The 12,018-nt window shown below is 59.1% G+C and carries 9 protein-coding genes; 7 read left to right on the top strand and 2 right to left on the bottom strand.

Annotated features, from left to right (window positions below; translation table 11 throughout):
* Window positions 1-105: 105 nt before the first annotated feature.
* Complete coding sequence (locus AB7933_RS08515) at window positions 106-1,452, bottom strand: spinster family MFS transporter (RefSeq protein ID WP_024073894.1); 1,347 nt, start codon at window positions 1,450-1,452, stop codon at window positions 106-108.
* 253 nt (window positions 1,453-1,705) lie between these two features.
* On the opposite strand from AB7933_RS08515, the gene AB7933_RS08510 reads away from it, so the two are divergent.
* From AB7933_RS08510 to AB7933_RS08500, 3 genes are all read left to right on the top strand, one after another.
* Window positions 1,706-2,074, top strand: a complete 369-nt coding sequence (locus tag AB7933_RS08510; RefSeq protein ID WP_024073893.1) for a YkgJ family cysteine cluster protein — start codon at window positions 1,706-1,708, stop codon at window positions 2,072-2,074.
* Between the two features lie 138 nt (window positions 2,075-2,212).
* Window positions 2,213-4,477: a putative bifunctional diguanylate cyclase/phosphodiesterase gene (locus AB7933_RS08505; RefSeq protein WP_024073892.1), complete on the top strand. Its 2,265-nt coding sequence runs from the start codon at window positions 2,213-2,215 to the stop codon at window positions 4,475-4,477.
* 204 nt (window positions 4,478-4,681) lie between these two features.
* Entirely contained in the window at window positions 4,682-6,859 is a 2,178-nt protein-coding gene (locus AB7933_RS08500; RefSeq protein ID WP_024073890.1) for a hypothetical protein, read from the top strand.
* Window positions 6,860-7,080: 221 nt separating this feature from the next.
* Here AB7933_RS08500 and AB7933_RS08495 read toward each other — a convergent pair whose 3' ends face one another.
* On the bottom strand, window positions 7,081-7,383 hold the full coding sequence (locus tag AB7933_RS08495; RefSeq protein WP_024073889.1) for a DUF2288 domain-containing protein: 303 nt from the start codon (window positions 7,381-7,383) through the stop codon (window positions 7,081-7,083).
* A gap of 340 nt (window positions 7,384-7,723) precedes the next feature.
* Here AB7933_RS08495 and AB7933_RS08490 point away from each other — a divergent pair, with 340 nt between their 5' ends.
* From AB7933_RS08490 to livG, 4 genes are all read left to right on the top strand, one after another.
* Window positions 7,724-8,851, top strand: a complete 1,128-nt coding sequence (locus AB7933_RS08490) for a branched-chain amino acid ABC transporter substrate-binding protein (RefSeq protein WP_024073888.1) — start codon at window positions 7,724-7,726, stop codon at window positions 8,849-8,851.
* A gap of 228 nt (window positions 8,852-9,079) precedes the next feature.
* Window positions 9,080-10,003 carry a high-affinity branched-chain amino acid ABC transporter permease LivH gene (gene livH / locus AB7933_RS08485; protein ID WP_003172375.1) on the top strand — a complete coding sequence of 308 codons (924 nt, stop codon included), beginning with the start codon at window positions 9,080-9,082 and terminating at the stop codon, window positions 10,001-10,003.
* Window positions 10,000-11,253 carry a high-affinity branched-chain amino acid ABC transporter permease LivM gene (locus AB7933_RS08480; protein WP_024073887.1) on the top strand — a complete coding sequence of 418 codons (1,254 nt, stop codon included), beginning with the start codon at window positions 10,000-10,002 and terminating at the stop codon, window positions 11,251-11,253. Before livH ends, AB7933_RS08480 begins: the two co-directional genes overlap by 4 nt.
* Window positions 11,250-12,017, top strand: coding sequence for a high-affinity branched-chain amino acid ABC transporter ATP-binding protein LivG (gene livG / locus AB7933_RS08475; RefSeq protein WP_016975067.1), 768 nt, complete (start codon window positions 11,250-11,252; stop codon window positions 12,015-12,017). Before AB7933_RS08480 ends, livG begins: the two co-directional genes overlap by 4 nt.
* The last annotated feature ends 1 nt before the right edge of the window (window position 12,018 follow it).

Genomic DNA, 12,018 nt, shown 5'->3' with positions numbered 1-12,018 from the left:
GCTTTGGCTTTGCGGGCCTCATCGGGGGCAAGCCCCCTCCCACAGTTGACCGAGTTGACTGATCAATGTGGGAGGGGGCTTGCCCCCGATAGAGTCACCACGGTTTCACGCCGTCGCAGCAGCAGCCGGCACCTCCACCGCCGCCAACCCCTCCTTCATCCGCTTGGCATCGCGCACAAAACTGCGCGAGGCCTGGAACAGAAACAGCATGGTCAGGAACAGCGCCACCGGGATCAGATACATGGCGTCATGCAACCCCACCGCTTTGTAAGCCTCAGTCATCTGCTCGGCCCCCGCCGCATACATCGCCGAATGCGCAAAGTGATCGGACAAGCCCCCCACCACAATCGGCCCCATGCCGCCGCCCAGCAGGTACAACCCAGCGAAAAACAGCGCCATCGCCGTGGCCCGCAGTCGCGGTTCGACCACGTCCTGGATCGCCGTGTACACGCAGGTATAGAAGTTGTAGGCAAACAGCCAGCCCACGCTGAACAGTGCGACGAACACACCGATTTCAATACGCCCGGCATGCAAGGCCCAGGCGGTGGTGACGGTGGAGATGATCAAACTGAACGCGGCAAACAGCAGGCGACCATTGGCAATGCGCTGATGGATCTTGTCGGCAATCCAGCCGCCCAAGGTCAGGCCCACCAAGCCGGTGACGCCGACAATCATCCCTGTGGCAACGGCCGCTTCCTGCAATGGCATGAGGAAATAGCGCTGCAGCATCGGCACCAGGAATGAGTTACAGGCATAGGTGGCGAAGTTGAAGCACAGCCCGGCCAGCACCAGCCAGAGGAAGGTCGGCACCGCCAACACGCGGCGGATCGGGCGGTCGACGCGCTCCTGGGAGACCTGCACGGTTTCTGCCGCGCCGCGCTTGGGTTCCTTGATATAGAACATGAACACCGCCAGGATCAGCCCCGGCACCGCCGCGATAAAGAACGGCGCACGCCAACTGTCGAACGCCTTGACCATCGCGCCAATGGTAAAGAACGCCAGCAGCAGGCCCAAGGGCAGGCCCAGCATGAAGATCCCCATGGCCCGTGCGCGGCGGTGGGCCGGGAACAGGTCACCAATCAGCGAGTTGGCCGCCGGCGCATAACTGGCTTCGCCGATACCGATGCCCATGCGCACCAGCAGGAAGGTCCAAAAACTGCCGACCATGCCATTGATCGCCGTCAGCCCGCTCCAGGCGAACAGGCCCCAGCCCATGAGTTTGCTGCGTGAACCGGTGTCGGCCAGGCGCCCGAGCGGCAGGCCGGCAATGGCGTAGACGATGGTGAAGGCGGTGCCGATGATGCCGAGCTGAAAGTCGCTCAGGTGCCATTCCATGCGGATCGGCTCGATGATGATCGCAGGAATGGTGCGGTCGAAGAAATTGAACAGGTTGGCGAGGAACAGCAGGAACAGAATGCGCCAGGCATTCTCCGCTTGGGTCGAGTTCTGCATGGGTCCGTCTCTTTTATTGTTATGAGAGCTGCGATGCCCGATGCATCCTGCTCAGGTCCCTGCAACATAGTCAGACACGTCACGGTTGTCTGTAATGATTCGTAAAGCTGATAGGGCATGATTTCACCCGGAACTACGGGACTTTCCCTACGGAAAATATAAGCGCGCTCCCCTCTTCCCAATGGCCACGGCACGATTAGAATGGCGAGCCTTCCTGTCACAACCCCACTTCCCTTTCTAATCGATGACGCCCATGTCCGAAGCCAGTCCGTGTCTGAATTGCGGTGCCTGTTGTTCACACTTTCGTGTGTCTTTCTTCTGGGGGGAGTGCGCCTCGTCAGGAGGCACCGTGCCCGATGACCTGGTGGTCCAGATCAACCCCACGCGCGTGGCGATGATCGGTACCGACCAGAAACCCGCACGCTGCTGCAGCCTTGAGGGCGAAGTGGGCCAGGCCACCCGTTGCACGATCTACGAGCAGCGCTCCAGCGTGTGCCGTGAGTTCGATTCGTCGTGGAACCAAGGCGTGCAAAACCTCGATTGCGACGCCGCCCGCGCCGCGTTTGGTCTGGCACCGCTGGAGGCACCGCCCTTCGAGCTGGAGTTGCCCATCAGCGCTTAGCATCAAACGCTATGGACGGCATGCCAAAATCATTCAAAGCAAAGTGCCATTATTGATGGCAAATTCCGCGAGGCTTCTATACTCGACCTCATAGGTCATCGCCGTAGGCAGTGACGAGACGCTATGACAGGACACGCTATGGAATGGCTGGGTCTGCACTTTTTTATCGATCTTCCAGGGAACGGGCACCTACTACTCAATTGCAGCCATAACCCCTTTCTGGTGCTGTTGGCCTACCTGGTCGCCTGTGCGGCCGGTTTCGGCACCTTGGACATGGCAGAACGTGTCAGCCATGTCGAAGACCCCACCGCCCGCCGCCACTGGCGCTGGCTGGGCGCGGGTTGCCTGGCGGGCGGTATCTGGTCTACCCATTACATCAGCATGCTGGCGTTCCAGGCGCCCATTGCCATTCATTACGAACTGATCATGACGTTCGCCTCGTTGGTGATCGCCCTGATCGCCTCGCTGTTCGCCATGCAAACCCTCAGTCACGCGCAACTGCGCCTTCACCAGTACCTGCTGGCATCGGTCTGGATGGGCCTGGGCATCGCGCTGATGCACTACGTGGGCATGTCGGCCATGGATTCCGAGGCCAAGTTGTACTTCAAACCGGGACTGTTCATGGCTTCGGTAGGGATCGCCATTGCCGCGAGCCTCGCGGCGTTGCTGCTGTCGATCTGCCTGCGCAATGGCATGGGCACCTTCCATCAACTGCTCAAATACGCCGCCAGCCTGATGCTGGGCACCGGTATCCTGAGCATGCATTTCACCGGCATGGCTGCCATGCAAATGCTGGTACCCGCCGGGGCCGACCTTTCGTTGCCGCTGGACAATAACCCCATCCAATTGGGCTTGTCAGTGGCGGTGATCACGCTGCTGGTGATTGGTAGCAGCATCAGCGCGGCCCTGGCGGACAAGAAGTTGCAACACAAGGAACGTGACCTGCGCCGGGTCAACGCCCTGCTCGACGAACTGGACCAGGCCCGCGCCTCGCTGCAACAGGTGGCCCATTACGATGCGCTGACCAGCCTGCTCAATCGCCGCGGCTTCAATCAGATTTTCGCGGAGAAACTCGCGGAAAAAACCGCTCACGACGGCATGTTGGCGGTAATTTTCCTCGATATCGACCATTTCAAGCGCATCAATGACAGCCTCGGGCATGACGCGGGCGACCAGTTGCTCAGCGTACTGGCCGGCCATATCAAGAGCTCGGTGCGCAGCCACGCCGATGTGGTCGCGCGGTTTGGCGGCGATGAGTTCTGCATCCTCATCAACATCCACCACCGCGACGAAGCGCAGCATTTGGCCCAGCGCATCATGCAAAAAATGAAAGAGCCCGTCGAACTCGCCGGCAGGCGCATGGTGATGACCACCAGCATCGGTATCAGCCTGTTTCCCGACGACGGACTGACCTGCGAAGAACTGCTGAAAACCGCCGACCTGGCGCTGTACCAATCCAAGGATTCAGGCCGTAACAGCCTGAACTTCTTCAGCTCCAACCTGAAGACCCGCGCCTTCCTCGAACTGCAACTGGAAGAACAGTTGCGCGCTGCCCTGCGTGCCCGCAACGAACTGGTGCTGTTCTACCAACCGATTTTCGACATGAAACGGGGCAAGGTCACCCGCCTGGAAGCCTTGGTACGCTGGCAGCACCCACAACACGGTTTGCTGACACCCGAGCGCTTTATCGGCATTGCCGAAAGCAACGGGCTGATTGCCGAACTGGACCACTGGGTACTGCGCCAGGCCTGCCACGACTTGAGCCTGTTGTCGGACAAGGGTTACGCCGAGCTGACCATGGCCGTGAACTGCTCAGCCTTGAACCTGACACGTGATGAGCTGGCCGATGAAATCGAAGATGCCCTGCGGTTCAGCGGGATCGCCGCCAACCGCCTGGAACTGGAAGTCACCGAAAATGCATTGATGGGCAATATCAGCAGCACCCTGGCACTGTTGCGACAGATCCGCGCCCTGGGTGTGTCCCTGGCCATCGATGACTTCGGCACCGGCTATTCTTCCCTCGCCTATCTCAAGCGCCTGCCGCTCAACACCTTGAAGATTGACCGCTCGTTCATCCAGGACATCCCCAAGTCCAACGCCGATATCGAAATCGTCCAGGCCATTATCGGCATGGCCCACACCCTGCACCTGCAGGTCGTGACCGAAGGGGTGGAAACCCAGGCGCAATTCGAACTGCTGCTCAAGCATGGCTGTGACTTCATCCAAGGCTACCTGCTGAGTCCGGCGGTGCCTGCCCGCGATATCATCGGGGTCATCCAAGGTATCCACAGGCGCACTCCGCTCTCCCCCTTCAGTGTTGCCGGCGCCAAGGACACGCCATCGCCGAAGGATCCCGCCACCGCTCGTACCGGCTCCACCTCGGTCATCAGGCCAATCCGATGACGCCGATTCTTTGGCATTTCGCCATCACTTACCTAAAGAACGCCGACAAACGGCCGATTAATCAGAGTCCGGCCAGGATTTCCCTTAAAAAACTAGGGTTAAACCCGACTACACCGGATAAGGACGCACTGCAAAGTCGCGAACTCTCATTCATTGATGGCTATTTGATATTTTTCAGCCGTCCGTCCAGGTACATGGCGCCCAATGACTTCTAAAAATAACCCTGCCACCGTGGTCTCCGACGTGTTGCCGACAGCCCCTGCGGAAAAAACCCCAGGCTCAAAGTCATTGAGCAGCGCCCGCCCGCTGGCCGCCCAGCAATACTTGTACTTCACCGAAACCAATACCGACCGCATCCTCGATAACCTCGATGGCCTGCGCGACATGGTGTTCCCGCGGCCAGCCCACCTGGAAGGCGACGGCGAGCCACACAGCGACCAGGAATTCCCGTCGGTGTGCCTGATCGGCCTGGGCCGCTGCGGTTCGAACATCGCATTGGACGTGGCGGAACTGGTGTACAACGCGCGCAAGTTCTACCTGAACGAATTCAGTACCGAAGATAAAACCCTCGACAAGGGCTACAGCCCGGCCCAATGGATCCGCAACAACCTGCGCCTGGGCGGCGGCAAGGCCAGCAAACCCGTGTTCCTGGTGGAGCCGCTGGTGATGCTGGGTGACTTGGACAAGGACATCGCCGGGCGCATCCGTTTCTCACGCAAGGGCGAGAAAAGCGGCTTTCTGCGCGACTACAGCAAGATGAAAATCATGGACCTCTCGGAAGTCCATGCCGGTGGCGCCGGTAACGCGCCGATCCTTGGCCAATACCTGGCCAAGATCATCCTTAATAAAGACACCCAGCGCTTTTCCAGCCCCGATTGGAAGATGATCCACTCGTACCTCATCGACTCCTGTGGCATCAAGGCCAACCAATCGCGCCTGTACTTCTCGATCTTCAGTGCCGGCGGTGGTACCGGCTCGGGCATGGCGTCCGAATTCGGCCTGGCCCAGCAACACTCGTACATGAACAAGACGTTCGACACCAAGCCTGCCGACGAACACGACAGCAAGAGCGGCCACGCCTTTGTCTTCGAGCCGATCTTCACCAGCGGCATCTGTGTGCTGCCGAATATTTCCGACCACCGCAGCGAAATGTCCGAGGCGCTGCATATCAACGCTGGGCGACTGCTGTGCAAGTACCTGTCGGAAGAATGGGACTTCTCATACAACTTCGACAATGAAGACAGCAGCGAAGCCAGTGTGAAGGGGCGTATTCGCCCTTGGAACGCGATGATGCTGATCTCCAACGACATCATGCGTTACGCCGAAGAGAGCGACGACGGCAATATCCAGAACATTGATGTCAATGCCATGGAAAAACACGCCAACCAGTACATCTCCCAGCAGATCTTCAACATCCTGACCGCCCAGGCGGTGACCACCGACTACGACCAGAACTACTTCCGTCGTGCCGGCATCGACATTGGCGAGACTATCCGCCTCGACGCCAACGACCTGTTCATGAGCCTGGCCGGGCCGGTGGCGATTGCCTACGCCGAATCGGTGGTCCCGGAAACGCCGGCGCCGTCGAATGACAAGTTCAAGGTCTTCGAAAAAGAGCCGCAGCGCCTGAACATCGACGACCTGTTCTTCCGCTCGATCGACCTGCCGCACTTCAACAAGGTCACCCAGGCCATCGAAGGCATCAGCCTGCTGCCGATCGAGTCCAAGCGCTACAAGGCCTCCTTGGAGCAGTACAAGAACTCCGGCTACGACGCGGCGGCGCTGCATGACCTGCACTTCTTCAAGAACTGCTCGTCGGTGGTGTCCATCGTCTCGCTGCCCAAGGACTACAAGCTGTCCTACATGGACCTGAACCGGCTCAAGACCCACCTCAACAGCCTGTTCCCCAACACCACCCTGAAACGCTACGCACTGGTAATCGGCGCCTCGGCGAACCTGTCGCTGACCACCCTGATCGCCAAGAGCCCGTGCCTGTCGGATGACTTCCTGACGCTGATCGTGGCGTTTATCAAACGCTGCTTTGCGCGTAACCCGTACCGTTTCGATGACACGCTGGACAACTCGATCCTGGACTTCATCATCCACGAGGATTTCGACGAAGACCGGATCGATCAACTGCTCAACGAGTTTGAAAACCCGGCGAAGATCCTCGATACCAACTGGTACGCGATCAAGCCGATGTACGAGAAGAAGTACCGGGAGCTGATCAATGACAAAGACAAGTTTGTCTCGATCAATGACATTCGCCTGTCACGGGATTGCGTGAAGAAGGCGATCAAGTATTTGCGTGAGATCTACCGTCACCGGATCGGCAAGACCAAGGTGATCTCGCTGAATAACCATACCGGCAAGACCGGCTAGGCTGGTGTGGCGAGGGAGCCTGCTCCCTCGCCACCCTGATCGACTCACACCCGGAAACAATTCCTACGGCGTTTCAGCCCCCGCAAAACTGTTCCCATGACGCGCACGTCACCCTCACCTGTGACCTTTCTCTACGGCAAGATGCCATCACCGGCCCGGCGGTTACTCCGCTACACACTTAGGCGGGCACAAAAGACGCACCTTTTCGGTGCAACCTTTTCTTACGCCGCCCTTTCCTGGATCAGAATCCACGGCGATACCACCACGGCCCACAGGCTCGGATCACGCTCCACCAGGTCCAGTGCCCGCGTCGCAGACACCTCGCCCAGGCTCCCCGAGGCCAGCCAGGCAGCGACTTTGTCACGATTATCCTCGGCCATGCCTTCGGCCGCCTCGATCAAATCCACGCTGGCGTCGACCCACAATAGGGCACCCTTGGCAAAGAACGGTTCAAGCTCCTTCCAGGAAATTTCGGCGGTTTCACCGAGCAGCTTGGCATAGAGGGTGCTAGGTTCTTGCGTCATGGGAGTTCACCTGAGTAAAAATCGGCGCAATCATAACGTCGCGGCTCTTGTAGAAAAACCCAGTTGCAAATGAGTCAACGATTGAAACTGTCAGGAAAGCCAAGGATTGCCCGAGACTCTGGCATCACCCCGCCGCAATTCTGTCTTTTTCTTTCATTTAAGCGACACGTCCGGGTTTTGCCCCCAGCAGCCAGCTTTTCAAGCGATCAACCGGCGCTCTACACTGTACCGGTACAGTTGCCAGGGCACTGCCGGGGGGATATCCGAGATATCTGATCCGGTTCAGCAGCTCACAAGGCCGCTAGAACTATAAAAAATACAACAGTAAGAGTGGAGCACTATGAATAAGGCTACTAAGCAGATTTCCAAACTGTTTGCCGCTATGGTCCTGGCTGGGGTTGCCGGCCATTCGTTCGCAGCTGACACCATCAAGATCGGTATTGCCGGCCCTAAAACCGGCCCTGTGACCCAGTACGGCGACATGCAGTTCATGGGCGCCAAACAAGCCATCGAAGACATCAACGCCAAAGGCGGTGTAGACGGCAAATTGCTGGAAGCCAAGGAATACGACGACGCCTGCGACCCTAAACAAGCCGTTGCCGTAGCCAACAAAGTGGTCAACGACGGCGTCAAGTTCGTGGTCGGCCACCTTTGCTCCAGCTCCACTCAACCAGCGTCCGACATCTATGAAGATGAAGGCGTGATCATGATTACCCCGGCTGCCACCAGCCCGGAAATCACCGCCCGTGGCTACAAGCTGATCTTCCGCACCATCGGCCTGGACAGCGCCCAAGGCCCAGCGGCTGGCAACTACATCGCCGACCACGTGAAGCCGAAAATCGTTGCCGTGCTGCACGACAAGCAGCAATACGGTGAAGGCATCGCCACCGCCGTCAAACAGACCCTCGAGAAGAAAGGCGTAAAAGTTGCCGTCTTCGAAGGCCTGAACGCCGGCGACAAAGACTTCTCCTCGATCATCCAGAAGCTCAAGCAAGCCAACGTCGACTTCGTCTACTACGGCGGCTACCACCCAGAGCTGGGCCTGATCCTGCGCCAGTCCAAGGAAAAAGGCCTGAACGCCAAGTTCATGGGCCCAGAAGGCGTCGGCAACGACTCCATCTCGCAAATCGCCCAAGGCGCCTCCGAAGGCCTGCTGGTCACCCTGCCGAAATCCTTCGACGCCGACCCGGCCAACAAAGCCATCGTCGAGAAGTTCACCGAGAAGAAGCAGGACCCGAGTGGCCCATTCGTGTTCCCGGCCTACTCCGCTGTTGAAGTCATCGCTGGCGGTATCGCTGCCGCGAAGAGCGAAGACACCGCCAAAGTGGCAGCCGCCATCCACGCGGGCACCTTCAAGACCCCTACCGGCGACCTGAGCTTCGACGCCAAGGGCGACCTGAAGGACTTCAAGTTCGTGGTCTACGAATGGCACTTCGGTAAACCAAAAACCGAAGTTTCCCCTCAGTAAGCCAGGCGTTACTGGTCAACAAGCCCACTGTGAGAGCAGTGGGCTTTGTTTTACGAGGTTTATGGGCCTGTCACCCGCGATCCGGGCGCTGGCTCACCTGAAAATCTTAAAACCGTCACCAGCGGTTCGCTGGCAAACGCTTTGTGCAAATGTGCTCACAGAACACAGCACAGGGCCGGAACATGACTCCACCAGTGAAATGCGTATCGGGTTTTTAGGAGCGTTGTAATGCCTGAGATCTATCATTTTTTCCAACAGCTGGTTAATGGCCTGACCATTGGCAGCACCTATGCCTTGATAGCCATTGGCTACACAATGGTTTACGGCATCATTGGAATGATCAACTTCGCCCATGGCGAGGTATACATGATTGGCTCCTACGTGGCCTTCATCGCCCTTGCCGGGCTGGCCATGATGGGTATCCACTCACTGCCGCTGTTGATGACCGCTGCATTCCTTGCGTCGATCGTCGTAACCAGTGCCTATGGCTACAGTATCGAGCGGGTCGCCTACCGTCCCTTGCGGGGCAGCAACCGTTTGATCCCGTTGATTTCCGCCATCGGCATGTCGATTTTCCTGCAAAACACCGTATTGCTGTCCCAGGACTCCAAGGATAAATCCATCCCCAACCTGATCCCGGGGAGCTTCTCCTTCGGCCCGGGCGGCGCGGAAGAAGTCCTGATTTCCTACATGCAGATCCTGGTCTTCGTGGTCACCCTGGTGGCCATGCTGGGCCTGACCCTGTTCATCTCTCGCTCCCGTCTGGGGCGCGCCTGCCGGGCCTGTGCCGAAGACATCAAGATGGCCAACCTGCTGGGCATCAACACCAACAACATCATTGCCCTGACCTTCGTGATCGGTGCCGCGCTGGCAGCTGTCGCGGCCGTGTTGCTGAGCATGCAGTACGGCGTGATCAACCCCAACGCCGGTTTCCTGGTGGGCCTCAAGGCCTTCACCGCGGCGGTCCTGGGCGGCATCGGCAGTATCCCGGGCGCGATGCTCGGTGGCCTGGTGCTGGGTGTGGCCGAAGCGTTTGGCGCCGATATCTTCGGCGACCAGTACAAGGACGTCGTGGCGTTCGGCCTGTTGGTTCTGGTGCTGTTGTTCCGTCCGACCGGCATCCTGGGCCGTCCGGAGGTTGAGAAAGTATGAGCAGATATCTTAAATCGGCGTTTTTCAGCGCCTTGTTGGTATGGGCGGTTGCCTTTCCGGTACTCGGCCTCAAGCTGAGCATTGTCGGCATCAACCTGGAAGTGCATGGCACTGGCCCCGTGACCCTGACCATCATCGCCCTGTGCTCGGTGCTGATGTTCCTGCGCGTGCTGTTTACCCAGCAGGTCGGTGCCCTGTTCAAAGGCAACCGTGGCCCGTTGGTTTCGCCCAAGGTCAGCCAGTTCCTCACCCTGCCGCGCACCCAGCGCTACATCATCATCGGCCTGATCGTGGCCGCGTTGATCTGGCCGTTCTTCGGTTCACGCGGTGCGGTCGACATCGCCACGCTGATCCTGATCTACGTGTTGCTGGGCCTGGGCCTGAATATCGTGGTGGGGCTCGCCGGCCTGCTCGACCTGGGTTATGTGGGCTTCTATGCCGTGGGTGCCTACACCTACGCGCTGCTGTCGCACTACCTGGGCTGGAGCTTCTGGATCTGCCTGCCCCTGGCCGGCATGGCGGCCGCGACGTTCGGCTTCCTGCTGGGTTTCCCGGTGTTGCGCCTGCGCGGTGACTACCTGGCGATCGTGACCCTGGGTTTCGGGGAAATCATCCGTCTGTTCCTGCGTAACCTCACCGACATCACCGGTGGCCCCAACGGTATCAGCAGCATCCCCAAGCCAACGTTCTTCGGGTTGTCGTTCGACCGTACCGCCGCCGAAGGCATGCAGACCTTCCATGAGTACTTCGGGATCGACTACAACCCGGTGAGCAAGGTGGTATTCCTGTACCTGGTTGCCCTGTTGCTGGCCCTGGCTGCGCTGTTCGTGATCAACCGCCTGCTGCGCATGCCGATCGGCCGCGCCTGGGAAGCCCTGCGCGAAGATGAAATCGCCTGCCGCGCCCTGGGCCTGAACCCAACCATCATCAAGCTCTCCGCGTTCACCCTGGGCGCTGCATTCGCCGGTTTCGCCGGCAGTTTCTTCGCCGCTCGCCAAGGCCTGGTGACCCCGGAGTCATTCACCTTTATCGAGTCGGCGATCATCCTCGCCATCGTGGTATTGGGTGGCATGGGCTCGCAGTTGGGCGTGATCCTGGCCGCGATCGTGATGATCCTGCTGCCGGAAATGATGCGTGAGTTCAGCGAATACCGCATGTTGATGTTCGGCGCCTTGATGGTGCTGATGATGATCTGGCGCCCTCAGGGTCTGCTGCCCATGCAACGTCCACACATGGAGCTGCGCAAATGAGCCGCGAGATCCTGAAAGTCGAAAACTTGAGCATGCGCTTCGGCGGCTTGCTGGCGGTCAATGGCGTCGCCCTGACCGTGAAAGAGAAACAGGTCGTGGCGTTGATCGGCCCCAACGGTGCCGGCAAGACCACGGTGTTCAACTGCCTCACCGGCTTCTACAAGCCCAGTGGTGGCAGCATCCTGCTGGACGGCCAGCCGATCCAGGGCCTGGCCGGTCACGAAATTGCCCGCAAGGGTGTGGTGCGCACGTTCCAGAACGTGCGGTTGTTCAAGGACATGACGGCGGTCGAGAACCTGTTGATCGCCCAGCACCGTCACCTGAACACCAACTTCTTCGCAGGCCTGTTCAAGACCCCGGCGTTCCGCAAGAGCGAGCGCGAGGCCATGGAGTACGCCGAGTACTGGCTGGACAAGGTCAACCTCACCGAGTTCGCCAACCGGCCTGCCGGCACCCTGGCCTATGGTCAGCAACGTCGCCTGGAAATCGCCCGCTGCATGATGACCCGCCCGCGGATCCTCATGCTCGACGAACCGGCCGCTGGCCTGAACCCCAAGGAAACCGAAGACCTCAAGGCGCTGATCAGCGTGTTGCGTGAGGAAAACAACGCCACGGTGCTGTTGATCGAACACGACATGAAACTGGTCATGAGCATTTCCGACCATATCGTGGTGATCAACCAGGGCACGCCCCTGGCCGACGGGACGCCGGAGCAGATCCGCGACAATCCTGAAGTGATCAAAGCCTATCTGGGGGAAGCGTAAA

Origin of the sequence: Pseudomonas gorinensis (genome assembly GCF_042015035.1) — a bacterium.
Classification (GTDB): Bacteria; Pseudomonadota; Gammaproteobacteria; order Pseudomonadales; family Pseudomonadaceae; genus Aquipseudomonas; species Aquipseudomonas gorinensis.
Note: the sequence above shows the minus strand (reverse complement) of the source record. Positions and strands in the feature narration are given on the sequence as shown.

Excerpts from the sequence above, each read along its gene's own strand:
- AB7933_RS08515 (WP_024073894.1), bottom strand. The coding sequence starts at position 1,452 with ATGCAGAACTCGACCCAAGCGGAGAATGCCTGGCGCATTCTGTTCCTG.
- AB7933_RS08510 (WP_024073893.1), top strand. The coding sequence starts at position 1,706 with ATGTCCGAAGCCAGTCCGTGTCTGAATTGCGGTGCCTGTTGTTCACAC.
- AB7933_RS08505 (WP_024073892.1), top strand. The coding sequence starts at position 2,213 with ATGGAATGGCTGGGTCTGCACTTTTTTATCGATCTTCCAGGGAACGGG.
- AB7933_RS08500 (WP_024073890.1), top strand. The coding sequence starts at position 4,682 with ATGACTTCTAAAAATAACCCTGCCACCGTGGTCTCCGACGTGTTGCCG.
- AB7933_RS08495 (WP_024073889.1), bottom strand. The coding sequence starts at position 7,383 with ATGACGCAAGAACCTAGCACCCTCTATGCCAAGCTGCTCGGTGAAACC.
- AB7933_RS08490 (WP_024073888.1), top strand. The coding sequence starts at position 7,724 with ATGAATAAGGCTACTAAGCAGATTTCCAAACTGTTTGCCGCTATGGTC.
- livH (WP_003172375.1), top strand. The coding sequence starts at position 9,080 with ATGCCTGAGATCTATCATTTTTTCCAACAGCTGGTTAATGGCCTGACC.
- AB7933_RS08480 (WP_024073887.1), top strand. The coding sequence starts at position 10,000 with ATGAGCAGATATCTTAAATCGGCGTTTTTCAGCGCCTTGTTGGTATGG.
- livG (WP_016975067.1), top strand. The coding sequence starts at position 11,250 with ATGAGCCGCGAGATCCTGAAAGTCGAAAACTTGAGCATGCGCTTCGGC.